We start from the raw sequence: 26,377 nt of genomic DNA, 5'->3' as shown, positions 1-26,377 counted from the left end.
GCCGCCGCGTCGCGGGCCCTCATCGGGCCGCCCCCTGCGCGGCCACGGCGTCCAGCGCCTCGTCGGCGGCGGCCAGCCGGGCGCGCACGCCGCCCAGCCGGGCGGCGACGGTGTCGAAGGTGCCGCGCAGCACCGCCACCTGGGCGCGCACCGCGTCCGCGCCGGGGCCGTCGACCTGGGCGCGGTCGAGCACCAGCTCGGGACGTACGGCGGCGGCGATCAGGTCGGCGACCGCCGCGTCGGTCAGTCCGTCGGCGATCCCGTCGGCCGCCGCCCGGACGCCCTGCGCGGTCCAGGTGGCCGGGGCCCCACCCCGGACCAGCCGGCCGACCACCGAGTGGGCGGCCCGGAACGGCACCCCGTGCCGGGTCAGCGCGTCGGCCGCGGCGGTGGTGGTGGCGCCGGAGGCGACGATCTCCTCGGCCGATGGCGGCTCCAGCGGCTCGATCTCCGCGAGGAAGCCGCCGAGCAGGGCGAAGAACCGGTCGGTGCGGTCGTTGCTCTCCCAGAGCCGCACCTGCACGTCGGTGGTGGCGTTGTTGGAGTCCTCCCACCAGGCGGCGCCCACGTTGTTGAGCACGCTGGCGGCGTCGGCGGCGGTCGCGCCGGCCATCGAGACGAGGTGCTCCAGCACCACCGGGTTGCGCTTCTGCGGCATGATGCTGCTGCCCTGGGTGAAGTCGCCGGGCGTGCTCACCCAGCGCCAGCTCAGCCAGTCCATCAGGGTGCGCGCCAGCCGGGCGCCGGTCGCGAGGGCCTGGGCGTTGAGGGTGCCGACCCGCACGAGGTGGTCGGCGCCGGCCACCGCCTCGTACGAGTTGGTGACCAGGCCGTCGAAGCCGAGCAGCTCCGCCACCCGGGCGGGGGCGATGTCCAGGTCCGTGCCCGCGAAGGCGCAGGAACCCAGCGGCGAGGTGTTGAGCTGGTCGATCAGCTCGGCGTAGGCGACGGCCTCACCGGCGAGGGCCTCGGCGTAGCCGGCGAGGGCGTGCCCGATGGTGGTGGGCTGCGCCGGCCGGCGGTGGGTGTAGCCGGTGATGACCACGTCGGCGTAGCGGTGCGCGGAGTCCAGGGCCGTCGCGCCGGCGGCGAGCACCCGGTCGAGGACCCCGAGGAGCTGGTCGCGCAGCAGCATCCGGAACACCCCGGCGTCGAGGTCGTTACGGCTGCGGGCCATCTGCACGTCGAGCTCGGAGGTGGGGATGCCGCACGCCTGCGCCAGCCGCTTCTCCATCAGGTAGTAGGTGTCCTCGAAGGTGCCGTCGAACTCCGGCGCACCGGCGGTGTCGGCGCGCAGTTCGGCCAGCCCGCGCAGCAGCCGGGCGCCCCGCTCGGCGGGCACCAGCCCCTGCTCGACCAGCATCACCACGTGGGCCTGGCTGGCGCGCACCATCGCCGGGAAGAGGTACCCGACGTGGTGGTCGTAGGTCGGCCGCAGGTGGTGCCGCTGGTAGGTGGTCAGCGCGGGTGTGCTCATGACGGTCTCTACTTCCTTCCGTGCCGGGCGCGGCGGCGCGCGCCGCGCCCGGGCGTCAGCCGGTCAGTCGTCCAGGCCGAGCAGGCGCTCGGCGTTCCCGGCGAAGATCGCGCGTAGGTGGTCGTCGGGCAGCCCCAGCTCGCGGCAGATCCGCAGCTGGTCGTCGAGGTAGCGGGTGACGTAACCGCGCGGGAACCACGAGGAGTCGCTGCCGAACACGATCCGGTGCGGGCCGATGGTCTCGTAGCAGCGCCGGAACAGCTCCTCCAGCGTCAGCTTGTACGGCATCCAGCGCACCCACTGGTTCGACCCCGAGGTGTCGACGTGGATGTTCGGGCAACCCCAGGCGGCGAAGAGCAGGTCCTGCACGTGCTGGACGCCGAAGTGCGGCACCACCACGGCCAGCTCGGGGAATCGGCGGGCCATCCGGGCCAGCTCGTCCGGGCCGCCGTAGCGGCCGTGGGACAGGCCGCCGGCGCTGCCGTAGTGACCGATGTGGATCAACACCGGCACGCCGAGGCGCTGGGCGGCGCCCCAGAGCGGGTCGAGGGCCTCGTCGTCGAGCGGGCCGCGCAGCAGCGGGGCGAACAGCTTCAGCCCGCGCAGGCCCCGCTCGACGACCGCGCGCTCCAGCTCGGCGGCGGCGTCCGCGCCGTACGGGTCGTGGTGCGCGAAGCCGAGCAGCAGGTCGGGGTGGCGCTCGACCACGTCGGCGACGGTGTCGTTGCCGCCGCCGGTGACGAAGACCGCCCGGCGCACGTTCACCGCGCGCAGCTCCTCGGCCCAGCGGTCCGCCTCGTCCTGCCAGCGCTCGGCGGGCGGCTCCGGGTCGGGGAAGCCCCACGCCTGCCGCCACTGCCGCGCGTACGGCGCGGAGCCGGCGACGCGTACGGCCCGCTCGTGCTCGCCGCCGGGGTGCATGTCGGCGGCGTGCTCGCAGGCCCGGATCGTCTCGTCGGCGCCGATGCGGAAGTGCAGGTGGAAGTCGACGACGTCCAGTCCCCGGTCGACGGTCACGGCGCCTCCTCGGGCTCGGGTCCACCGGCGGTCGCCTCGGTGGGCGTGGGGCCGGTCGACGCGTCGGTGGGCAGTGGGGCGTCGGTGGGCGGGGCGGGCGGCGGAGCGGCCACCCAGGCGGCGACGACCTCGCGCAGCCGGGCCCCGGCCAGCTGCCGGACCCGGCGGCCGGCCTCCTCGCCGGCCAGCGAGATGTGCCCGGACCAGCCCTGCCACGGGTCGGGCCGGGACTCCACCAGCACGTACGGGTGGGTCACCGGCAGCTTCGGCTTCGGCGGCAGGTCGGCGACCGCGTCGAGACGCACCGCGTCGGGGTCGAAGCCGAGCACCCCGGAGGTCTCGTACGCCCCGCCGTGCCCGCGCGCGGGCAACGGACCGTACAGCTCGGTTGTCTCGGCCGGGGTGACCAGCTGGAACCAGTTGACCAGCAGCAGGCTCGCCGCGCGCCGCCCGGAGACCCACTCCATGGCGGCCCGGACCGTCGACATGTTCGCGTCGTGTCCGTTGACGATCAGCAGCCGGGGGAACCCGGCGGCGACGATCCCCTCGATCACGTCGGCGAGGTAGCCGACCGCGATCTCGGGTCGGATCGCCACGGTGCCCGGCCACGGCCGGGTCTGGCCGGGGCAGGCGGCGTACGGCACGGCGGGGAAGAGCACCCCGCGCGGGCCCGCCGCCCCGCCGGCCGGGGTGGTGGTGCCCCCGCCGGACGGCGCCGCGTCGTCGCCGCCGAGCGCGCTCTCGGCGGCGAAGCCCTCGGCGAGGATCAGGTCGGTGCCGAGCGGCAGGTGCGGGCCGTGCCACTCGACCGCGCCGACCGGGAGCACCGCGAAGTCCGCCGCCTCGGCGACCGCCGCCAGCTCCCCGCCGGGGATCCGGGCGGCGGGGACCAGCCCGCCGCCCGTCGGCCAGGCCGCGCTCACGCCGTCCACCGGGCCGCCTCCCGACTGGAGCGCCGGCCGCCGTCCAGCCGGCCGGAGACCACCATCACCACGAAGATCAGGACAACCTGGAGCATGCCGTACGCGGCGGCGGTGCCGACCTCGAACGAGTACATCCGGTTGTTGATCTCCACGGAGATCGGCGCCGTCTCGGAGGTGTAGATCAGCACGGAGGCGACGAACTCGCCGACGCCGTGCACGAAGGCGAGCAGCGCGCCGGCCACCACACCGGGCAGCATCAGCCGCAGCGTGACGGTGCCGAACGCCCGCCACCAGGACGCACCCAGGTTGCGCGCGGCCTCCTCCAGCGACGGGTCGATCTGCGCCAGGGTGGCCGAGCTGGAGCGGAAGACCAGCGGCAGGAACCGCACGAAGTACGCCAGCGGCATGATCCAGAAGGTGCCGATCAGCACCTGCCCGAAGCTGAACGCGTTGCCCGTGCTGAACGCCGAGATCAGGTTGATCGCCACCACCGTGCCGGGCAGCGCCCAGGCCAGCATGACCGCCACGTCCAGCAGGCCCCGGCCGCGGAAGTCCAGCCGGCGCACCGCGTACGCGATGAGCACGCCGACGACGACGCAGGCGACGGTGGCGATGAGGCTCATCTGCAACGAGTTGAGGATCGGCTGGAACGCCGCCGGATCGGAGAAGATCGTGACGAAGTTCTGCGTGGTGTACGCCGCCGGAATGACCTCGGTGGTCCAGGAGCCGTCCTGGGAGAAGGCGACCAGGGCGATGGTCGCCACCGGCGCGAGCAGGACCGCGGTGGCCAGGATCGAGGCGGCCAGGGCGAGCCACTTGCCCAGCGGGTTGGTGATCTCGCGGCGGTGGGCGGCGACGCCCTTGGACTGGGAGCGGTAGCTGCGCCGCCCCTCGTACCAGCGCATGCCGAGCAGGAACAGCACCGAGACCACGCCGAGCACCGAGGCGTACGTGGAGGCCATCGGCAGGTCGCCGTTGGTGCGGTTGATGTAGATCTGCATGGTCATCGTCTGGTCCACGCCGAACAGCAGCGGGGCGGTGTACGACGCCAGCGAGGTCATGAACACCAGCAGCGAGGCGGAGACCAGCGCAGGGGTGAGCATCGGCAGCAGCACCGTGCGCCACACCCGCACCCGGCCGGCGCCGAGGTTGTACGCCGCCTCCTCCACCGACGGGTCCATGCCCGACAGCGCGGCCGAGGCGGAGAGGTAGAAGTACGGGTACATGGTGAAGGTGTGCACGACCAGCACCCCGGCGATGCCGCTGAACGGCAGCACCGGGTTCTCGGCGCCGAAGAGTTGCTGGAGGCCGCGCGGCAGAATGCCGGTCTCGCTGTAGAGCAGCTGGAACGAGATCGCCCCGATCAGCGGCGGCAGCGCCGCCGGCACCAGGATGATCGCCTCGATCAGCTTGCGGCCGGGGAACGAGAAGCGCTTGAGCAGGAAGGCCATCGCCACGCCGACGACGCCGCAGAGCAGCACGCTGGCCGCGGAGATGATCAGCGAGGTGACCAGGGAGGACCGGGCGACCCCGCCGCCGGTGACGAAGCTGCCGTAGTTCTCCACCCCGTCCACGCCGACGCTCTCGGCGAAGGTGGCGAACATCGGCTGCACCACGTACCCGAAGAGGATCAGGGCGAGCGGGAAGACCAGGACGTACGGGAACCAGCGCGAGCCGGTGCCGCCGGCGAAGCGGTCGGCGAGCCGGCGGCGTGGGCCGCGCGGCGGCGTCGGCTCGCCGGTGATCGGGGCGACGGTGGCCGGGCTGGGCGTGGCGGGGATGGTGCTCACGGGCGCACCACCCACATCCGCTCCCGGTTGAGCCGCAGCCCGACCTGGTCGCCGGCGGCGATCCCGGCCGGCACGTCGATCGCGGCGACCTGCACGGGCTCGCCGGCCACGTCGACCACGAGGTTGGTCGCCATGCCGGTGAACTCCACCTCGGTGACCCGGCCGGGCAGCGCGCCCACCTCGGTGGCCGAGGTCAGCCCGATGTGCTCGGGCCGGACCGACACCAGCGCGGTGTCGCCCTGGCGCAGGCCATGGCCCGTCGGGGCGGGCGCGGTGACCTCGCCGCCGGCGGGCAGCCCCACGGTGACGGTCTGCGCGGCGGCGGCGACCACCGGCAGGGTGAGCACGTTGCTGCGGCCGATGAAGCGGGCCACGAAGCTGGTCGCCGGGCGGTGGTAGATCTCCTGCGGGGCGCCGATCTGCTGCACCCGGCCGGACTGCATGACCGCGATCCGGTCCGACATGGCCATCGCCTCGGCCTGGTCGTGGGTGACGTAGATGGAGGTGGTGCCGGCCTCGCGCTGGATGCGACGGATCTCGACCCGGGTCTCCTCGCGCAGCTTGGCGTCGAGGTTCGACAGCGGCTCGTCGAGCAGCAGGGTGCGCGGCCGGATCACCAGCGCCCGGGCCAGGGCGACGCGCTGCTGCTGGCCGCCGGAGAGCTCGTCGATGCGCCGGTCGCCGTAGCCGGCGAGGTGCACCTGGCCGAGCGCCTCCTCGACCCGCCGCCGCGCCTCGACCCGCCCGACCTTGCGGATCTTCAGGCCGTACGCGACGTTCTGCGCGACGCTCATGTGCGGGAAGAGCGCGTAGTTCTGGAACACCATGCCGGTGTCGCGCTTGTTCGGCGGCCGGCGCGTGACGTCCTCGGTGCCGAACCGGATCCGCCCGGAGGTGGGGAAGTAGAACCCCGCCACCATCCGCAGGGTGGTGGTCTTGCCGCAGCCGCTCGGACCGAGCAGCGTGAAGAACTCCCCGGCGGCGATCGTGATGTCGACGTCGTCCACGGCCGCGGTGTCGCCGCCGCGCGCGAAGCGCTTGCTCACCGACTCCAGCGTGACATCGATCATGAGGTCCTCTCCTTCGTGCGGTACCGGACCTGGTCGGTCGTCAGGTGGGGGCGCGGGGGGCGGGACGGGCCCGCCCCCCGAAACGCCCGGGCGGTCAGCCCTTGTTCTTGATCTGGCTGTTCCAGTGGTTGATCCACTCGGTCTCGTTCTTGCCGATCACGTCCCAGTTGACGTCCAGCGGCTTGAGGCCGAGCTGGGCCAGCCACTCCGGCTTCTCGGCGATGTCCACGGCCGGGATCTGGTAGTAGTCCTTGGCCAGGTCGCCGCGCAGCTTGTCGTCGAAGAGGAACTCCATGAACTTCTGGGCGCCGGTGGTGTTGCCGCCCTTGACCGCGGCGATGCCGTCGACCAGCACCGGGGCGCCGGAGGCGGGCATCACGTAGCCGAACGGCATGTTCGACTGGTTGGCCTGGAGCAGGACGTCCTGGAGGTTCCAGGCACTGACCACGCCCTGCTGGCGGGAGAGCTTCAGGTAGAGGTCGGTCGGGTTGGCCGCGTAGGCGCCGGTGTTGGCGTCGAGCTTCTTGAGCCAGTCGTAGCCGGGCTGCGGGTTGCTGCCGTCCGGGGACTGCCGCATGATCATCGACGCGTAGATCGACCGCATCGTGCCGGACGCGGCCACGTCCCGGATGATGATCTTGTCCTTCCACTCCGGCTTCAGCAGGTCGTCCCAGTCCTTCGGGGCCTGCTCCGGGGTGAGCGCCTTGTTGTTGTACATGATGACCTCGGGCAGCAGGATCTCTCCGAACCAGCGGCCCTCGGCGTCCTTGTACTTCGGGTCCATCTTCTCGGCGAACGCCGGCTGCCAGGACGTCAGCAGGTCCTCGCCGGCGCCGGCGGAGAGCCCCTGCTGGGTGCCGCCCCACCAGACGTCGGCCTGCGGGTTGGCCTTCTCGGCGCGGACCCGCTCCAGGATCTCCTGCGCGCCCAGGTTGAGGATCTCCACCTTGCCCTTGTACTCCGGGTACTTGGCGGTGAACTGGTCAACGACGTAGGTGGAGACCTTCTTGTCGCGGGCCGTGTAGATGGTCAGCTTCTCGGCGCTCGCGCCGCCGGCCGCGTCGTCACCACCGCCGCCACCGCAGGCGGTGCCGGCGGCGAGCACGGTGGCGAGCGCACCGGCGAGGAGAAGTCGACGTCTCATGGGGTGTACCTCCGAGGGGTGTGGGGGGAACTGCGGTGTGCGTGGTGTGTGGTCAAGGGGCCGGCAGCAGGGTCGGCATCCCGGCGGCGGCCGCGGAGAGGGCGTAGCTGACCGCCCCGTGCAGCACCGCCCGGTCGCCGAGCACCGCCCGGCGTACCTCGGTGGCGCTGGGCGCGGCGGCCGCGACCAGCGCCTGGAGCCGGTCCACGGCGGCGTCGTCGAGGTGGGCGGCGGCGCCGCTGAGCAGCACCCGCCCGGGATCGACGACACAGACGCAGGAGACGATCAGCCGCGACCAGGCCGCGAGCACGTCGTCGAGGTAGGCGGCGGCCCGTTCGTCGGTGGCGGCCAGCGCCACCAGGTCGGCCACGGGCGAGTCCGGCCGCCGCCCGGGGGCCAGCGCCACCATCCGCTCGGCGATGGCGTTCTCCGACCAGCGGGCCTCGAACGGACCGATCCCGTCGTGGCCACGGTCGGTCGGGTCCAGCGGCAGGAAGCCGACCTCGCCGGCGGCCCCGCCGGCACCCCGGCGGACCTGCCCGTCGAGCACCAGACCGGCGCCGATGCCGTCGGCCACGTGCAGCAGCAGCAGGTCGGCGACGTCGCTGCCGGCGCCGACGGCGTGCTCGCCGGCCGCCATCAGGTTCACGTCGTTGTCCACCACCACCGGCACCCCGAGGTGCCGCTGCACCGACTCCCCCACCGGCCGCCCCTCGACGAGGCCGACCGAGGGGGCCAGGCGCACCGCGCCGCCGGTGGAGACGCCGGGCGCGGCGATGGCCACCCCGCGCAGCGCCGGCAGGCCGTCGCCGGCGAGTTCGGGCACCGAGCGGCAGATGGTGTCGACGATGTCGCCGGCGAGCCGGACGGCGCGGTGGGCGATCACCGTGCCGTCGCTGTCGGCGATCTCGCAGCTGATCCGGGACGGTTCCAGGGAGACGGCGGCGACCAGCTCGGCCCGGGGGTTGAACTCCAGCATCGCCCGGGGCCGCCCGGTGCGGGACGTCCCGGGGCCGCGCTCGATGAGGTAGCCCTCGGCGATCAGCTCCCGCACGAGCGGGGTGAGCGTCGCGGGGCTCAGCCCGGTGAGCTCCGTCAGCTCGGCGCGCGAGAGCAGCCGCACCTGGCGGGCGGTGGAGATCACGGACAACCGCTTGATCTCCTTCGACCGCTCCCGGCTCACCGGGCTCGTTGGTGGCGTCACCACGTCTGTCACACTTCCTTCCTACGGCGAACGAACTATCGAGTCAAGTAACGAAACCGTCTCGTTACCTTGCGACCTCCTCCTTGAGCAGCAGAAACGCCCTTCCTTCCTGCCCTATCGGGGCCGACGGTCGGGCGAACTCACCGCCGGCATTCCCTCGGCTTGCGGGGAGTTAGTTTCTTTCGCAAAAGAAGAAAGACCTTGCAAAGCATTGACGGGCCGCCGCGCCGGTCCCTAGCGTCACCGGGCGAAGGCCTTCCAGTGTGTACGGACCCCGTGCCGCTGCGTACCTGAGGTGACGCCGGCGCTCCTCGGGCCCGGCGCCCCTGCCCGCCCTCTCACCGTCCGACCGCGACCCCCACGTCGACGCCCGGCCGACCGACACCGTCGACCTGGACGTCCTCTTCGTCAGCGCGCACCCCGACGACGAGGCCGGCAGCCTCGCCACCCTCGGCCAGTGGAACGAGAAGCACGGCGCCAAGGCCGGCGTCGTCACCATCACCCGGGGCGAGGGCGGTGGCAACGCCGTCGGCCTCGAGGAGGGCCCGCCGCTGGGCATCATCCGCGAGCGCGAGGAGCGCACCGCGATCGGCCGCGCCGGGGTGGAGAACCTCTACAACCTGGACCGCGTCGACTTCTGGTACACCGCCTCCGCGCCCCTGTCCGAGCAGATCTGGGGGCACGACGACACGCTGGGCCAGATCGTCCGGGTGATCCGGCAGACCCGGCCCGAGATCGTCATGACGATGAACCCGTCGCCCACACCCGGCAACCACGGAAACCACCAGCAGGCCGCCCGGTTCGCCGCCGAGGCGTTCCACGCCGCCGCCGACCCGAAGGCGTTCCCCGAGCAGATCACCAAGGAGGGGCTCACGCCGTTCCGGGCGGCGAAGTTCCTGCGTACCGGCGGCACCGGCAGCTCGTCGACCGGGCCGCAGTGCGCCGCCGGCTTCGTGGCGGCCGTACCGACCGACCAGGTCTTCGGCGTCTGGGAGGGTGCGCGCAGCGCCGGCGGCAAGACCTGGGCCGAGGTCGAGGTCGACGCCCGCCGGGACTACGTCACCCAGGGCTGGGCCAACACCGCCGCCGCCCCCACCGACCCCGCGAAGATCCGCTGGGCGCCGGGCAACCGGGCGCTCACCTCGCCCCGGGTCTCCCTGCGGCTGCCGCAGGGTTGGACGGCCACCGGCTCCGTCGCGGTGCGCGGCGCCGTACCGGCCGGCAAGGAGCGGACCGTCACCTTCACCGTGACCGTCCCCGCGGGCGCCGACACCAACGCCCAGCACCTCGTCGGCGCGTCCCTGACCACCGGGCAGGGCACCGGCCGCACGGACCGCGCGGTCCGGGTGGTCGCCGACGTACGCGGCACCCTGGAGCCGCTGCCCGAGGTGGGGCTGTTCCGCAGCTGGGCCGGCGACAGCGGCTACCCGCAGCTGGACACCCTGATCAAGCCGGTGCCGACCATCGGCTCCGGCAAGAGCCGGACGGTCCGGATCGACCTGCGCAACCACGGCGAGACCGCCCAGAGCGGCACGGTCGCCCTCGGCCTGCCGGCCGGCTTCACCGCCGACGCGGCGACGAAGAGCTACGCCGCCCTCGCGCCGGGCGCGACCGGGGCGGTCACCTTCACCGTCACCAACAGCGACGCCAGCCTGCCGACCGCCAACGAGGGCGGCGACGGCGGCGACGGCGGGATCACCATCACCACCACCAGCGCCGCCGGCAGCACCGTGGAGACCGGCGCCCTGGAGATCGTGCCGACCAGCGAGGTGCCGCGCGCCGGGCACGACCACGCCGTCGACGGGGTGGCCTCCCCCGGCGAATACCCCGGCGAGGAACTGGACCTGTCCCGCATCTGGGAGGGGCAGGCCACCACGGCACAGGACGCCTCGGCCACCGGCCGCATCGCCTTCACCGAGGACGCGCTCGTCGTGTTCGTACAGGTCACCGACGACGTGCTCGGCAAGAAGGTGGTGCCGCAGGACTGCAAACGGCAGCGGCGCACCGACAGCGTGGAGATCATCGTCGACCCGAAGGGGAACTCGTCGGACACCTCCACCGTGTTCAAGGCGGGCATCTTCCCGGTCACCGACGACCCCGCCAACGGCGACCCGCCGTGCTGGCAGCGCGACGCCGACAACCGGCAGGGACCGGGCGCCACGACCGCCCCGGGGATGACCGTGGTCAGCAAGGTCACCGCGCCGTACACCGGCTACACCGTCGAGGCGCGCATCCCGTTCGCGGTGCTGCCCGACGCGATCGACCCGGCGCGGATGGGCTTCAACGTGCTGGTGTACGACTCGGACACCCAGGACCTCAGCTCCCAGTCGCGGCTGGGCTGGTCCACCTTTCACCGGCGTACGGGCCGACCCGTACCGCTACGGGCTGGTCACCCTGCCCGGCCTCACCCCGGCGCAGCGCCAGCCCAGCGCCCCGGTCTTCCCGGACACCGCCGCCCGCAGCGTGCACAGCCCGCAGACCATCGCGCAGTCGGCGGTGGACGGCGTGGCGCCGGCCGCCGTGACCCGGCTGCCCGAGCGGGCGCTGCGGCTGACCGGCCAGCGGCAGGTGGCCGACGGTGCACGGGTGACCGTACGGGCCGACCGCGCCGGCACGGTGTACCTGCACACCGCCGACGGCGACCGGTCGCTCGGTGAGCGCTCGGTGCAGGTGCGCTCCGGCCGCCCGGTGACCGTCGTGGTGCCGGCGACCGGTGGCGCGCCCACCTCGGTCCTGGCCGCCTTCGAGGCCGGCGGTGCCGCGCTCGCCCGCCAGGTCCCGCTGACCTGAGCGGTGCGGGACGGGCCCTGTCATCCGAGCGGGTGGCCGGGGGCCCGTCCCGTCGTCGGGGCCGGGTCTGCCCGCGGTAGGTCGAGCGCGGCAGCGCGGTCTACAGGACGTTGCGCCCCAGCAGGAACAGCCCGAAGACCACCCCGAACGCGACGACCACCGCCCTGAGCGGGCCGCCGGGGAGTCTGCGGAGCAGTCGGGCGCCGACGTAGCCGCCGACGACCGTGGCCGGGGCGAGGATCGCCACCCCCGCCCAGTTGACGGTGCCGAAGAGAACGAAGAGCACCACCGCCGTGAACGAGATCACGGCCGACAGCAGGTTCTTCAGGGCGATCGTCCTGGTGAGCGGTTCGTGCTGGAGGAGCGCCAGCCCGGCGACCAGGACGATGCCGAACCCGGCGCCGACGTAGCCGCCGTAGACGCCGCCCAGGGCGACGGACACCTGCAGGGCCGCCGGGTGTTCCCGCCCGTGCCGCAGGACGGAGCGCCGGGCCAGGCCGTCCAGCCGGCCCCGCAGACCGAGGACGGCCGACGCGGCGATCACCAGGAACGGCACGATCGCGTCGAAGACGCGGCTCGGCGTCACCAGCAGCAGCACCGAGCCGGCGACGCCGCCGCCGACCGCCGCGGGCAGGACGCGCCGGACGTCTGCGCGGGGCGGCAGGTCCCGGTACCCTCCGGCGACGCTCGCCACGTTGCCGGGAAAGACGGCGACGGTGCTGGTCAGCTTGGCGGTGAGCGGCGGTATGCCGGCGGCGATCAGCGCCGAGAAGGCGATCAGGGAGCCACCGCCCGCGACCGCGTTGAAGGCACCCGTGGCGACACCGGCGGCGACGAGCAGCGTCGCCTGGATGGGATCCATCGGGTCCCAGGCTAGTGGCGATACCGGGTGGCGGGGCAGGTGTCGGCCGGGCCGCCCCACGCGCCACGGCGGGGCGGTGCGGGGCCGGCCGGCGGCGAGCGCGGACCGGTGGGGCCGCTTCGGCGAAGTTCACCTTCTCCGGGTGAGGCGGTAGCGGCGTTTCCGGGGAATCGTGGCCGGTGAGGAGGGGTCGCGATGACTGATGCCACCCGGGATTTCTTCCACGGCCTCTCGCGCCGTGGGCACGACCGCCGGCTGAGGGTGATCGACGAGGGCAGCGTGCGCTTCGACATCAGCCGTGACGGCCGGACCGACCACTGGCTGGTCTCCATCGAGAAGGGCGACATCAGGGTCTCCGAGGAGGCGACGGCCACCGGCGGGGACGCGGTCGTCGAGGCGGACCGCGAGGTCTTCGACCGGATCGCCAGCGGAGAGGCCTACTTCCTGACGACCGTGCTGCGCGGCGAGGCGGCCGTGGCGGGCAGCCCTCGGCTCTTCGCGACCGTCCGGAAGCTGTTCCCGCCGCCGCCCGCCTCGGACGACACGCGACGCCGGGTAGGTGGCCATGGATGACGAGCAGGTCGGCATCCTGGACGGCACGACCTTCATGGTCTGCGACGGCGCCGGCGACATCGTCCCGTCACCGGACACCCCGCTCGGGCTGTTCGCCCACGACACGCGCCTGCTGTCGAAGTGGGTGCTGACGATCGACGGGGAGCGGTTGAGCACCCTGGCGATCGACGACATCCACTACTTCGAGAACCGGTTCTACCTGGTTCCGGGCCGCCAGGACGTCTACGTCAACAGCACGCTGTCGGTGCGTCGGATACACACGCTCGACTCCGGCCTGCACGAGGAGCTGAGCATCACCAACCACGAGGACCGGCCGGTCGACCTGATCGTCCGGGTCGAGGTGGACGCCGACTTCGCCGACGTCTTCGAGGTCAAGGACGCGACGGCGCGGAAGAAGGGCCGGCACTACCGGCGCGTCGACGACGGCTGCCTCGTGCTCGGCTACCAGCGCGACCGCTTCCGGCGGGAGACGATCGTCTCCGCGGCGACGCCGGCGGAGCTGGACGACGACGGGCTGACGCTCAGGGTCCACCTCGAACCGCACAGCCGGTGGTGTACCCGCCTGACCGCCGAGCCGGACCTGCCGATGCCGCGAGGACTCGAGCGGCTCACCATCCCCGCGCGGACGACGCGCAGCCAGGACAAGGAGCGCCGGCTCAAGGACTGGCTGGCCGAGGCGCCCCGGCTGGAGTCCGGCTGGGAGCCACTGCGCGGCGCGTACCGGCGCAGCCTCATCGACCTGGCCGCGCTGCGGTTCAGCCCCTTCCTCGCCGAGGACCGCAGCGTGCCGGCGGCCGGCCTGCCCTGGTTCATGAGCCTGTTCGGCCGGGACAGCATCCTCACCAGCCTCCAGGCCCTGCCGTTCGCGCCCGACCTCGCGGCCACCACGCTTCAGGTTCTCGCGTTCCGGCAGGGCAGCCGGGTCGACGACTTCCGGGAGGAGGAGCCCGGCCGGATCCTGCACGAGATGCGGTACGGGGAGATGAGCGTGTTCGAGGAGACGCCGCACACCCCGTACTTCGGCAGCGCCGACGCCACTCCCCTGTTCCTGGTGCTGCTCGACGAGTACGAGCGCTGGACCGGCGACGTCGGGCTCGTCCGCTCGGTCGAACAGCAGGCGCGGGCGGCGATCGACTGGATCGACCACTACGCCGACCTGACGGGCAACGGCTACATCTCCTACCAGCGGCGCAACACCCGCAACGGCCTGGAGAACCAGTGCTGGAAGGACTCCTGGGACGGCATCTCGTACCGCGACGGGCGGCTGCCCGGCTTCCCCAGGGCGACCTGCGAGTTGCAGGGGTACGCGTACGACGCGAAGATGCGCACCGCCCGGCTCGCCCGGGCCGTCTGGAACGACCCGGCGTACGCGGACCGGCTGGAGCGGGAGGCCGCCGACCTCAAGCGGCGGTTCAACCACGACTTCTGGGTCGCCGACGGCGAGTACATGGCCCTCGCGCTCGACGGCGACGGCCGCCAGGTCGACGCCCTGTCGTCCAACATCGGCCACCTGCTGTGGAGCGGCATCGTCGACGAGCCGAAGGCCGCCGCCCTGGTGCGCCACCTGATGTCGCCCGCGCTGTTCAGCGGCTGGGGGGTGCGTACCCTCGCCGAGGGCTCGGGCCGCTACAACCCGATCGGCTACCACGTCGGGACGATCTGGCCGTTCGACAACTCGTTCATCGCCTGGGGGCTGCGCCGCTACGGGTACGCCGACGAGGCGGCCCGGATCGCCGCCGGGATCCTCGACGCGGCGGTCTTCTACGACGGCCGCCTGCCCGAGGCTTTCGCCGGCTACCGCCGCGACGAGACCAAGTACCCGGTCAACTACCCGACCGCGTGCAGCCCGCAGGCGTGGTCCGCCGGCGCCACCCTGCTGCTGCTGCGCACGATGCTCGGACTCAACCCGGTCGGCGAAGACCTTGTGATCAGGCCCGCTCTGCCCGCTAGTCTCGACTTCGTGGCGCTGCTCGACATTCCCGGGCGGTGGGGGCGCCTCGACGCGTACGGCAGAGGGCCGGCCGGCGCGGGCGGACGGGGCTACCAGCCGGCGCCGCAGCAGCTCTCCGCCCCGTGACGGGAGGGACGATGGGAGAACTCGACCCGATGCGGACGGCCGTCGTCGGCGTCCACTGGCAGCACGAGGTCGTCAGCCCCGACGGCGTGTTCGGCCCGTTCTTCGCCGAGCAGGTCACCCGGCACCGCGTGGCCTCGTACGCGGCGCAGGTCGCCACGGCCGTACGGGCCAGCGGCGGGCTCGTCGTCTACACGCGGGTCGCCCACCGGCCCGGCTACCCGGACCTCATCCCCAACACGCCCAGCTTCGCGATGGTCCGGGAGCGGCAGGCGTTCCTCGAAGGCGCGCCGAAGGCCCGGATCATCGACGAACTCACGCCGGAGGCCGGCGACGTCGTCATCACCCACGTCCGCCTCACCGGCTTCTTCGGCACCGAACTCGACACGGTGCTGCGCCGCCGGGGCGTGGACACCCTCCTGTTCACCGGCGTCGCCACCAACCTCTCCGTCACCGGCACCGTGTTCGAGGCCGTCAACCACGGCTACCGGCCGGTGGTCGTCGCCGACGCCTGCACCGCCGCGACCGACGAGACCCACCGGGCGAGCCTGGAGACGTTGGGTCAGCTCGGCGAGGTGGTCACCGCCGCCGACGTCGTCGACCGCCTGTCGAGGTGAGCCGCCGGGCCGTCGAGGCGGCTGCCGGCGGTCAGGCCCGCCGCGGGGCGGGTCCGGCCGGGTCCCGTCCGAACCAGCTCCCGCGAGAGGCCTGACCGGCCCCAACAATGGCGCGGAGAGCCCCTAGCCCGGCCCGTTTCCATTGACGACGCGCGTGCCGCGCTGGCAGCATCCGCGCATCATGATCAAGGAAAGCGGTTGGTCAGCGAACCCCGTCCCCGCCCGGTCGTCCGCCGAGGTCGCGCCACGCCACGCGGACCTCGTCCATGAGGTGATCGCCCGGCATCCCGACGATGCGCCGGCGCTGGGCACGGACGACGCCCTGGTCACCTACGGGGAGCTGCGCGCCCGCAGCAACCGGCTGGCCCACCACCTGCGGGCCACGGGGGTACGCCGCGGCGACCTGGTCGCCGTCCTGCTGCCGCGCGGGGTCGACGGGATCGTCAGCGTACTGGCGGCGCTCACCGCCGGCGCGGCGTACCTGCCCATCGACGCCGGCTATCCCCCGCAGCGGGTCCGGCACATGCTCACCGACTCCCGGGCGCGGGTGCTCGTCACCGTCCGGTCGCTGGTCCGGCCCGACCTGGTGGTCCCCGGAACCCCGGTCGTCCTGCTCGACGACGACCGGGCCACGCTCGCCGCGTACCCCGACGGCCCGCCCGCCGTGCCGGTCGGGCCGGGCGACCTCGCCTACGTGATCTACACCTCCGGCTCCACCGGCCTGCCGAAGGGGGTCATGGTGGAGCACGGCTCGCTGCGCGGGCTGGCCGGGTGGCGGGCCGACGCGGAGCGGCTCGGTCCCGACGACCGCTGCCTGCACCTCTTCTCGCCCGGCTTCGACGCGTCGGTGTGGGACATCTGGGCGCCGCTGGTGGCCGGCGCCAGCCTCTGGCTGCCCGACGAGGAGACCCGGGTCGATCCCGACCGGCTGGTGGACTGGCTCGCCGCGCACGCGATCACCTCGGCGACCCTGCCCACCCCGCTCGCCGAGGCGGTGCTGACCCGGCCGACGCCGCCCGACTGGGCGCTGCGCATCCTCGGCTCGGGGGGTCAGCAGCTGCTGGCGCGTCCCCGGCCCGAGCACACGTTCACCACCGTCAACCTGTACGGGCCCACCGAGGCCACCGTGCTGGCGATGGCCGGGGAGGTGGCGGTCGAGGGCGACGGCCCGCCGTCGCTCGGGCTGCCGGCCGCGGGTGCCGTGATCCGGCTGCTCGCCGACGACCTACGCCCGGTGCCGGCCGGCAGCCTCGGCGAGGTGTTCATCGGCGGGCCGGGCGTGGCCCGCGGATACCACGACCGTCCCGCCCTGACCGCCGAGCGTTTCCCGCCCGACCCATACGGGCCGCCCGGCAGCCGCCTCTACCGCACCGGTGACCTGGCGCGTCAGCTCCCGGACGGCACCTACCACTTCGCCGGCCGGGTCGACGACCAGGTGAAGTTGCACGGTCACCGCATCGAGCTGGGCGAGATCGAGAGCGTGCTGCTGCGCCACCCGGACGTGCGGGCCGCCGCCGTCGGGCTGCACCAGGGCACGGCCGGCCCTCGGCTGGTCGGGTACGTCGTGCCCGAGGCCGGCCCGGACGACGCGGCGCTGGCCGAGCACGCGGCCCGGTCCCTGCCGGCCACGATGGTGCCCGCCGCGTGGGTCCGGCTCGCCGCCCTGCCGCTCACGCCGCACGGCAAGCTGGACCGGGCCGCGCTGCCCGCACCGGCGGAGCGGGTCGGCGAGGCGCCGCGCGACGACCTGGAGCGGCGGGTGGCACAGGTGTGGGCCGACGTGCTCGGCCAGTCGCCGAACCGGGACGACAACTTCTTCGCCCTGGGCGGGCACTCGCTGCGGGCCACGATGGTCGCCGTCCGGCTACGCGAGCGGTTCGGCCTGCCGGTCTCGGCGGCGATCGTGTTCGAGGCGCAGACCGTGGCCGCGATGGCCGAACGCCTGCGGGCCGAGTTGGCCTCGGCGCCGGCCCGGGAGGAGGACGTCCGCACCGCAGCGGATCCGGATCCGGTCCCGCGCGACGGTGGGCCTCCGGCACCGGGTCGGGTGTTGTCGTTCGCGCAGCAACGCCTGTGGTTCCTGCACACCCTCGACCCGAAATCCACCGCCTACAACACCCAAACCGCCTGGCACATCGACGGCGAACTCGACCTCGACCACCTCGACACCGCCATCGGCGAAATCATCCACCGACACGAAGTCCTGCGCACCACCTTCACCGAACACAACGGCGTCCCCCTGCAAATCGCCCAACCCCCCACCACCCACCACAGCACCCGCCACGACCTCACCCACATCGATCCCCACCACCACGACCACCACGTCCGCGACGTCCTGCGCGCCGAGCTCGACACACCGTTCGACCTCGCCACCGGCCCGTTACTACGCAGCCACATCCTCCAACTCACCGACACCGCCCACGTGCTCTGCCTCACCTGGCACCACATCGTCCTCGACGGCTGGTCCGTCGGCCTCTTCCACACCGAACTCAACCACCTCTACACCGACCTCACCCACGGTCGCCCACCCTCACTACCACCCCTCAACACCCAATACGCCGACATCGCCCAACGCCAACACCACCACTGGAACACCACCAACGCCCAACACCACCTCCACCAACTCGCCACACGCCTACGCGACGCCCCACCCGTCTGCCACCCACCCACCGACCGACCCCGACCCGACACCACACCCGGCCCCACCACCATCCACCACAGCCAACTACCCCCCGACACCACCACCACCCTCACCACCCTCGCCACCCAAACCGGCTCCACCCCCTTCGGCATCCTCCTCGCCGCATTCCAACTCCTCATCCACCGCTACACCAACCAAAACCCCATCGTCATCGGCACCCCCCTCACCGGCCGCACCGACCCCGACGCCGAAAAACTCATCGGCTTCTTCGTCAACACCCTCCCCCTCGCCGTCGACATCAACCCCCACCACACATTCCGCCAATTCCTGCACCACTCCCGCACCGTCCTCATGCACGCCGTCACCCACCAAGACATCCCCTTCGACAAACTCGTCGAACACACCCGACCCACCCGCGACCCCCACACCCCACCCCTCATCCAAACCGTCTTCACCACCATGGACGGCAACGATCCGGTGCCGCTGCACACCGCCACGATGCGGCCGCTGCCGATCGACGAAGGGGTCGCGAAGTTCGACCTGACCGTCCAGGTGCAGGTGGAGCCGGACGTGGTCCGGGTGCTCTTCGACTACGCCTGCGACCTGTACGAGCCCGCCACGATGGCAGAGCTGGCCGACAGCTACCGCGCCCTGGTCGCCGCCGTGCTGGCCGATCCGGACCGGCCCCTGTCCACCGTGGTCGCGGTCACGGACGCGCAGCGCGAGCGGCTCGCCGCGCTGATCGCCGCTCCGGTCGCGGTCCCGCCCGGCGACGAGGGATGCGTGCCGCGGCTGGTGGCCGAGGCGGCGGCGCGGCATCCGGACGTGACGGCGGTGGTCGACGGGGCGGGCGCGATCACCTACCGCGAACTCGACGAGTGGTCCAACCACCTCGCCCACCAACTCCTGCGACACGGCGCCCGACCCGACCACCCCGTCGCCGTCAGCCTCCCACCCGGCACCCCCGCCATCACCGCCATGCTCGCCGTCCTCAAGACCGGCGCCGCCTACCTCCCCATCGACCCCACCGCACCACCCGCACGCCGACACCACCTCATCACCAACTCCGCCGTCACCATCCTCATCACCGACCACCCCCACGACACCGACACACCCCCCGGCGTCGTCACCCTCGCCCCGGGCTCGGCACCGGTCGCGGGCGCGATCGCCCCGCCTGCGATGGACATCCACCCGGAGCAGGTGGCGTACGTCATCCACACCTCCGGGTCCACGGGGACGCCCAAGGGCGTCATGGTGCCCCACCGGGCGCTGACCAACCTGGTGCACTGGCATCTGCACACCCACCCGACGGGCCCCGGCCAGCGCCACGGCCAGGTGGCGAGCCTCGGCTTCGACGCGGCGATCTGGGAGATCTGGCCGGCGCTGGTCAGCGGCGCCACCCTGCACGTCGCCGACCCCGCCGACCGCCTCGACCCCGCCGCGCTGCACGACTGGCTCGTCCGGGAGGGCGTCACGACGACGTTCCTGCCGACCCCGATCGCGGAGGCCGTCCTGCGGCTGCCCGCCCCGTCGACCAGCCGGCTGCACAAGATCTTCACCGGCGGGGACGCGCTCACCACCCGGCCGTCCGTGCAGGCGCCGTACACCCTGTTCAACATCTACGGGCCCACGGAGACCACCGTCGCCGTCACCGTCGGCCCCGTGGGTCCCGACGGCGTCCACCGGCCCGACCTCGGCACCCCCATCGCCGGCGCCCGCATCTACCTGCTGGACGCCGACCTGCAACTCGTCCCGCCCGGGGCACCCGGCGAGGTCTACGTCGCCGGTGACGTGGTCAGCCGCGGCTACCTGAACAAGCCCGGGCAGACGGCGGAGCGGTTCCTGCCCGACCCCCACGCCACCACACCCGGCAGCCGCCTCTACCGCACCGGCGACCTCTGCCGCCTCCGCACCGACGGCACCCTCGAATTCCTCGGCCGCACCGACGAACAAATCGCCATCAACGGCTACCGCATCGAACCCGGCGAAATCGAAGCCACCCTCCGCGCACAACCCCACATCGAAGCCGCCTTCGTCACCACCCGCGCACTACCCACCGGCCGCCACCTCATCGCCTACGTCACCGGCACCAACATCGACACCAACCACCTCCGCGACACCCTCCACCACACCCTGCCCCGCCACCTCGTACCCCACGCCATCCTCGCCCTACCCCACCTCCCCCTCACCCGCAACGGCAAGATCGACCGCAACGCCCTACCCACCCCCGACACCACCAGCCGGGGCGAGGCGCCGCGCGACGACCTGGAGCGGCGGGTGGCGCAGGTGTGGGCCGACGTGCTCGGCCGGACGCCGGGCCGCGACGACGGCTTCTTCGCCTTCGGCGGGCACTCCATGCAGGCCACCCTGATTGCGGCCCGGCTACGCCAGCGGTTCGACGTGCCGGTCTCGGCGGCGATCGTGTTCGAGGCGCAGACCGTGGCCGCGATGGCCGAACGCCTGCGGGCCGAGTTGGCCTCGGCGCCGGCCCGGGAGGAGGACGTCCGCACCGCAGCGGATCCGGATCCGGTCCCGCGCGACGGTGGGCCTCCGGCACCGGGTCGGGTGTTGTCGTTCGCGCAGCAACGCCTGTGGTTCCTGCACACCCTCGACCCGAAATCCACCGCCTACAACACCCAAACCGCCTGGCACATCGACGGCGAACTCGACCTCGACCACCTCGACACCGCCATCGGCGAAATCATCCACCGACACGAAGTCCTGCGCACCACCTTCACCGAACACAACGGCGTCCCCCTGCAAATCGCCCAACCCCCCACCACCCACCACAGCACCCGCCACGACCTCACCCACATCGATCCCCACCACCACGACCACCACGTCCGCGACGTCCTGCGCGCCGAGCTCGACACACCGTTCGACCTCGCCACCGGCCCGTTACTACGCAGCCACATCCTCCAACTCACCGACACCGCCCACGTGCTCTGCCTCACCTGGCACCACATCGTCCTCGACGGCTGGTCCGTCGGCCTCTTCCACACCGAACTCAACCACCTCTACACCGACCTCACCCACGGTCGCCCACCCTCACTACCACCCCTCAACACCCAATACGCCGACATCGCCCAACGCCAACACCACCACTGGAACACCACCAACGCCCAACACCACCTCCACCAACTCGCCACACGCCTACGCGACGCCCCACCCGTCTGCCACCCACCCACCGACCGACCCCGACCCGACACCACACCCGGCCCCACCACCATCCACCACAGCCAACTACCCCCCGACACCACCACCACCCTCACCACCCTCGCCACCCAAACCGGCTCCACCCCCTTCGGCATCCTCCTCGCCGCATTCCAACTCCTCATCCACCGCTACACCAACCAAAACCCCATCGTCATCGGCACCCCCCTCACCGGCCGCACCGACCCCGACGCCGAAAAACTCATCGGCTTCTTCGTCAACACCCTCCCCCTCGCCGTCGACATCAACCCCCACCACACATTCCGCCAATTCCTGCACCACTCCCGCACCGTCCTCATGCACGCCGTCACCCACCAAGACATCCCCTTCGACAAACTCGTCGAACACACCCGACCCACCCGCGACCCCCACACCCCACCCCTCATCCAAACCGTCTTCACCGGCGGGAACGTGACGGGCGTCGCCGACGGACCCGTGTCGCTGGGCACCGCGACGATGCGACCGGTGGCGGCCGAGCCGGGCACGGCGAAGTTCGACCTCACCGTCCACGCGGAGGTGGGGACCGACGCCGTCAGCGTGTACTTCAGCTACGCCCGGGACCTGTACGAGCCCGGCACCATGGCCGACCTGGCCGACAGCTACCGCGCCCTGGTCGCCGCCGTGCTGGCCGATCCCGATCAGCGGCTGTCCACGGTGGAAGCGGTCACCGAGGAGCAGCGCCGGCGGCTCGCGACGGCGTCCACCGGACGTCGGCGCAGGACGGGCCCGGGTGGCGCGTCGCGGCCGGCCGAGGCCGGCCGCGACGTCGCGGACCGTACGGACGTCGAGGCCACCGAGCCGGAGGGCACGGCCGGACGGTCCGACGGCGATCCCGGCTGCGTGCCGCTACTGGTGACGGAGAGGGCCCGGCGGCAGCCCGACGCGCTCGCGGTGGTCGACAGGACGGGCGCGATCACCTACCGCGAACTCGACGAGTGGTCCAACCACCTCGCCCACCAACTCCTGCGACACGGCGCCCGACCCGACCACCCCGTCGCCGTCAGCCTCCCACCCGGCACCCCCGCCATCACCGCCATGCTCGCCGTCCTCAAGACCGGCGCCGCCTACCTCCCCATCGACCCCACCGCACCACCCGCACGCCGACACCACCTCATCACCAACTCCGCCGTCACCGTCCTCATCACCGACCACCCCCACGACACCGACACACCCCCCGGCGTCGTCACCCTCGCCCCGCAGCGGCCCGACTCCCCCGCGCCGTCGGCGCCCCGGGTCGACATCCATCCGCAGCAGTTGGCGTACGTCATCCACACCTCCGGGTCCACCGGCACCCCCAAGGGCGTCATGGTCGCCCACCACGCGCTGGCGAACCTCGTACGCTGGCATCTCGACGCCTATCCCAGCGGGCCCGGCGAGCACCACGGTCAGATCGCCAGCCTTGGCTTCGACGCGGCGGTGTGGGAGATCTGGCCGGCGCTGGTCAGCGGCGCCACCCTGCACGTCGCCGACCCCGCCGACCGCCTCGACCCCGCCGCGCTGCACGACTGGATGCACCGGCAGGGTCTCAGCGTGGCCTTCGTGCCCACCCCGATCGCCGAAGCCATCCTGCGGCTGCCCACGCCGCCCACCACCCGCCTGCGGACGCTGCTCACGGGTGGCGACGCCCTCACCACCCGGCCCTCCGCGCGCACCCCCTACGCCCTGGTCAACCACTACGGCCCGACGGAGGCGACGGTCGTCGCCACCGCCGGCGCGGTGCGCCCCGACGGGACCCACCGCCCGGATCTCGGCGGCCCGATCGACGGCGTCCGCGTCCTCCTGCTCGACCCCGATCTGCGCCTGGTCCCGCCCGGCGCGCCCGGCGAACTCTGCATCGCCGGCGACGGGCTCGCCCGGGGGTACCTCGGCCGCCCCGGGCAGACGGCGGAGCGGTTCCTGCCCGACCCCCACGCCACCACACCCGGCAGCCGCCTCTACCGCACCGGCGACCTCTGCCGCCTCCGCACCGACGGCACCCTCGAATTCCTCGGCCGCACCGACGAACAAATCGCCATCAACGGCTACCGCATCGAACCCGGCGAAATCGAAGCCACCCTCCGCGCACAACCCCACATCGAAGCCGCCTTCGTCACCACCCGCGCACTACCCACCGGCCGCCACCTCATCGCCTACGTCACCGGCACCAACATCGACACCAACCACCTCCGCGACACCCTCCACCACACCCTGCCCCGCCACCTCGTACCCCACGCCATCCTCGCCCTACCCCACCTCCCCCTCACCCGCAACGGCAAGATCGACCGCAACGCCCTACCCACCCCCGACACCACCAGCCGGGGCGAGGCGCCGCGCGACGACCTGGAGCGGCAGCTCGCCGGGATCTGGGCGACGGTGCTGGGCGTCCCGGTCGCGGGTCTCGGGGTCGACGACGACTTCTTCGCCGTCGGCGGTCACTCCCTGCTGGCCACCCAGGTCACGGCGCAGGCCGGCGCCGTGTTCGAGGTCGACCTGCCGGTCGCGGCGCTGTTCCGCGACCCGACGATCGCGGGGCTGGCCGGCGAGCTGCGCCGCGTCGAGCGCCGGCCCGGTTGGGTGGACACCGTGGCCGGCCTGCGCGAGGCCGTCGCCGAGCTCACCGAGGACCAGGCCCGCCGGGCGCTGGCCGCCGCCACCCGGCCCGAGCAGCCGTACGACCAGACAGGAGCACCGCGATGAGCGGCCCGTCGTCCGACCCGGTGGCCGCGCTGCTGCGGCCGGCACCCGGCTGGCCCGAGGAGGAACACCGGCGGCTGCTGGTACGGCTGCTTCGCGAGCGGCTGGGCACCACGCCGACCGGTCCCGCCACCGTCGCCCAGCGCCAGCTCTGGTTCCTGCAACAGCTGGAGCCGACCAGCACCGCGTACCACATCCTGACGGTGGTGCGGATGACGGGCGAGCTGGACCTGCCGGCCCTGCGCGGCGCGCTCGCCGCCGTCACCGACCGGCACGACCTGCTGCGGGCCACCTTCGCGATGGTCGACGACGAGGTGGTCGTGCGGATCGGCCCCCGCGCCCCGGTGCCCGTACCGGTCGTCGACCTGGGCACGGTGGACGCCGCGACCCGCGAGGAGCGGGTACGCGAGGAGCTGCGGCGGGCCCACGACGAGCTGTTCGACCTCGCCGACGGGCCGCTGCTGCGGGCGGTGGTGATCCGCTGCGGGGCCGATGAGCACCTGCTCGCGGTCACCGTGCACCACATCGTCTTCGACGGCTGGTCCCGCTCGGTCTTCTGGGAGCATTTCGCCACGGCGTACGACGCACTGCGGGCGGGGGCGGTGCCGGACCTCGATCCGCCGGCGTCCGACGACGATCCCGACGACGCGGACGACCTCGCCGACGACGCGGACCCGGATGCCGCGCTGGCGTACTGGCGGGAGCGGTTGGCCGGCCTGCCCGACCTGGACCTGCCCGGCGTACGCGACCGGGTGCCCGGGGCGTTGGCCTCCGGGGGGCGCCTCGACGTCCCGCTGGACCGCGGGGTGACGACCGCCCTGACCCGGCTGGGTCGGTCCCGGCGGGCCACCCCGTTCATGACGCTGCTGGCGGCGTACCTGGTGCTGCTGTCCGCGCGCACCGGCAGCAGCGACGTCGCCGTGCTGTCGCCGACGGCGGGCCGCACGAGCGAGGCCGACGAGAGCCGCATCGGGTACTTCGTCAACACCGTGGTGCTGCGCGCCGATCTGGCGGGGAATCCGACCTTCTTCGAGGTCGTCGACCGGGTCCGGGAGCTGACCCTCGGGGCGTACGCCCACATGGGGGTGCCGTTCGAGCGGATCGTGGACGAGGTGCGTCCGGCGCGGGTGCCGGGCCGGATGCCGTTCTCGCAGTTCGCGTTCAGCGTCGAGGGTCGGCCCGCGCCCCCGCCCCGCCTCGCCGGCCTGGGCACCGCCTGGATCGACGTGCACACCGGCACCGCGAAGTTCGACGTGCAGCTCGACGTCCTGACCGACGACTCGGGCGGGCTCGTGGCGGCTTGGACGTGGCGTGACGAGCTGTTCGACCCGGCGGAGCTGGCCGGCGTCGCCGAGGACTTCGTGGCGCTGCTGGGCGCGGTCGCCGCCGACCCGGAGGTCACCGTCGACGCGCTGCCCGTGCGGCGCCCGGCGCCGATCCCGGACGCGCCGACCGCGAAGCCGGCGGCGCGTACCCGGGCGGGCGCGGCGTCCGGCACGCTGGTGCACCTCGGGGGGCCGGTCGAGCGTCCGCCGCTGATCCTGCCGCACCCGGTCAGCGGCACCGTCGGCGCGTACGCCGAACTCGCGCGGCTGCTGCCCGCGCACCACCTGGTCGGCATCGAGTCGGGCGCCGACGCCACCGCGGACTCGGTCGACGCGCTAGCCGAGGCGTACCTGGCCCAGGTCGTCGCCCGCTGGCCGGCCGGCCCGTACCGGCTGTTCGGCTGGTCGATGGGCGGCCTGCTCGCGTACGAGATGTCCCGCCGGCTCGTGCGGGCCGGGCACCGCGTCGACCTGCTGGTGGTCGTGGACACCGCGCCCGGGCAGGCGCGCCCGGCCGCCGAGGGGACCGACGCCGGTGCGACGGCGGCCAGGTTCGCCGCGGACCTCGCCGCGTCGCTCGGCCGGGACCATCCCGCGCCGACGGCGGCGACGCTCGCCGCGCTGCCGGTCGAGGAACAGACGATGCTGCTGCGCCGGTGGCTGGTGGACGCCGGGGTGACCCCGGTGGCGCTGCCGGTGCGCGAGGTGCGCCGGCGGGTGGAGACCTTCGCCCGGCACGTGACGGCCGTCGCGGGGTACCGGCCCGAGGGTGCGGAGCTGCCGCTGACCGTCGTGCAGGCCGCCGCGTCGCCGCGCTGGCAGCCGCGCTGGGAGCGGTACGTGGGCACCGGGACCACCGTGCACGAGTACGAGGGCGACCACTACTCACTGCTGCGCCGGCCCACGGTGCAACGGATCGCCGGTTGGCTGGCCCGGGCGCTGGACGACCGGTAAGTGGTGGCGCCGGGCGGCGCGGAGGCGGGC

At 73.2% G+C, this 26,377-nt stretch carries 15 protein-coding genes; 7 read left to right on the top strand and 8 right to left on the bottom strand.

The features are described 5' to 3' along the window. Nucleotides 1-19: 19 nt before the first annotated feature. The 7 genes from GA0070610_RS12445 to GA0070610_RS12415 form a co-directional block, all read right to left on the bottom strand. On the bottom strand, nt 20-1,477 hold the full coding sequence (locus GA0070610_RS12445) for an argininosuccinate lyase (protein ID WP_089000184.1): 1,458 nt from the start codon (nt 1,475-1,477) through the stop codon (nt 20-22). Nucleotides 1,478-1,540: 63 nt separating this feature from the next. Continuing rightward, a complete protein-coding gene (locus GA0070610_RS12440; protein ID WP_197697835.1) occupies nt 1,541-2,494 on the bottom strand; it encodes an amidohydrolase family protein in 954 nt (317 codons plus the stop codon). Further along, nucleotides 2,491-3,417, bottom strand: a complete 927-nt coding sequence (locus tag GA0070610_RS12435; RefSeq protein ID WP_231926092.1) for a creatininase family protein — start codon at nt 3,415-3,417, stop codon at nt 2,491-2,493. The genes GA0070610_RS12440 and GA0070610_RS12435 overlap by 4 nt, the downstream gene beginning before the upstream one ends. Continuing rightward, nucleotides 3,414-5,207: an ABC transporter permease gene (locus GA0070610_RS12430; protein WP_231926091.1), complete on the bottom strand. Its 1,794-nt coding sequence runs from the start codon at nt 5,205-5,207 to the stop codon at nt 3,414-3,416. The genes GA0070610_RS12435 and GA0070610_RS12430 overlap by 4 nt, the downstream gene beginning before the upstream one ends. Continuing rightward, entirely contained in the window at nt 5,204-6,277 is a 1,074-nt protein-coding gene (locus GA0070610_RS12425) for an ABC transporter ATP-binding protein (protein WP_089000182.1), read from the bottom strand. Before GA0070610_RS12425 ends, GA0070610_RS12430 begins: the two co-directional genes overlap by 4 nt. A 94-nt stretch (nt 6,278-6,371) precedes the next feature. After that, entirely contained in the window at nt 6,372-7,421 is a 1,050-nt protein-coding gene (locus GA0070610_RS12420) for an extracellular solute-binding protein (RefSeq protein ID WP_089000181.1), read from the bottom strand. Nucleotides 7,422-7,473: 52 nt separating this feature from the next. Further along, nucleotides 7,474-8,637 carry an ROK family protein gene (locus tag GA0070610_RS12415; protein ID WP_089000180.1) on the bottom strand — a complete coding sequence of 388 codons (1,164 nt, stop codon included), beginning with the start codon at nt 8,635-8,637 and terminating at the stop codon, nt 7,474-7,476. 314 nt (nt 8,638-8,951) lie between these two features. On the opposite strand from GA0070610_RS12415, the gene GA0070610_RS12410 reads away from it, so the two are divergent. Both GA0070610_RS12410 and GA0070610_RS12405 read left to right on the top strand, forming a co-directional pair. Further along, nucleotides 8,952-11,282, top strand: coding sequence for a PIG-L family deacetylase (locus GA0070610_RS12410; RefSeq protein ID WP_331716520.1), 2,331 nt, complete (start codon nt 8,952-8,954; stop codon nt 11,280-11,282). Beyond that, nucleotides 11,212-11,415, top strand: coding sequence for a hypothetical protein (locus GA0070610_RS12405; RefSeq protein ID WP_089000178.1), 204 nt, complete (start codon nt 11,212-11,214; stop codon nt 11,413-11,415). Before GA0070610_RS12410 ends, GA0070610_RS12405 begins: the two co-directional genes overlap by 71 nt. A gap of 100 nt (nt 11,416-11,515) precedes the next feature. Here GA0070610_RS12405 and GA0070610_RS12400 read toward each other — a convergent pair whose 3' ends face one another. Next, nucleotides 11,516-12,277, bottom strand: coding sequence for a sulfite exporter TauE/SafE family protein (locus GA0070610_RS12400; RefSeq protein WP_089000177.1), 762 nt, complete (start codon nt 12,275-12,277; stop codon nt 11,516-11,518). A 195-nt stretch (nt 12,278-12,472) separates the two neighbouring features. On the opposite strand from GA0070610_RS12400, the gene GA0070610_RS12395 reads away from it, so the two are divergent. From GA0070610_RS12395 to GA0070610_RS12375, 5 genes are all read left to right on the top strand, one after another. Further along, complete coding sequence (locus GA0070610_RS12395; protein ID WP_157747135.1) at nt 12,473-12,850, top strand: SCP2 sterol-binding domain-containing protein; 378 nt, start codon at nt 12,473-12,475, stop codon at nt 12,848-12,850. Next, entirely contained in the window at nt 12,843-14,927 is a 2,085-nt protein-coding gene (locus GA0070610_RS12390; protein ID WP_089003449.1) for an amylo-alpha-1,6-glucosidase, read from the top strand. The genes GA0070610_RS12395 and GA0070610_RS12390 overlap by 8 nt, the downstream gene beginning before the upstream one ends. 11 nt (nt 14,928-14,938) lie before the next feature. Next, a complete protein-coding gene (locus GA0070610_RS12385) occupies nt 14,939-15,541 on the top strand; it encodes a cysteine hydrolase (RefSeq protein WP_089000175.1) in 603 nt (200 codons plus the stop codon). Between the two features lie 181 nt (nt 15,542-15,722). Next, nucleotides 15,723-24,071: a non-ribosomal peptide synthetase gene (locus GA0070610_RS12380; RefSeq protein WP_157747134.1), complete on the top strand. Its 8,349-nt coding sequence runs from the start codon at nt 15,723-15,725 to the stop codon at nt 24,069-24,071. Continuing rightward, entirely contained in the window at nt 24,068-26,347 is a 2,280-nt protein-coding gene (locus GA0070610_RS12375; RefSeq protein ID WP_089000173.1) for a condensation domain-containing protein, read from the top strand. The genes GA0070610_RS12380 and GA0070610_RS12375 overlap by 4 nt, the downstream gene beginning before the upstream one ends. Nucleotides 26,348-26,377 lie beyond the last annotated feature (30 nt).

This window comes from Micromonospora echinofusca (genome assembly GCF_900091445.1).
In the GTDB taxonomy this organism is placed as follows: domain Bacteria; phylum Actinomycetota; class Actinomycetes; order Mycobacteriales; family Micromonosporaceae; genus Micromonospora; species Micromonospora echinofusca.
Note: the sequence above shows the minus strand (reverse complement) of the source record. Positions and strands in the feature narration are given on the sequence as shown.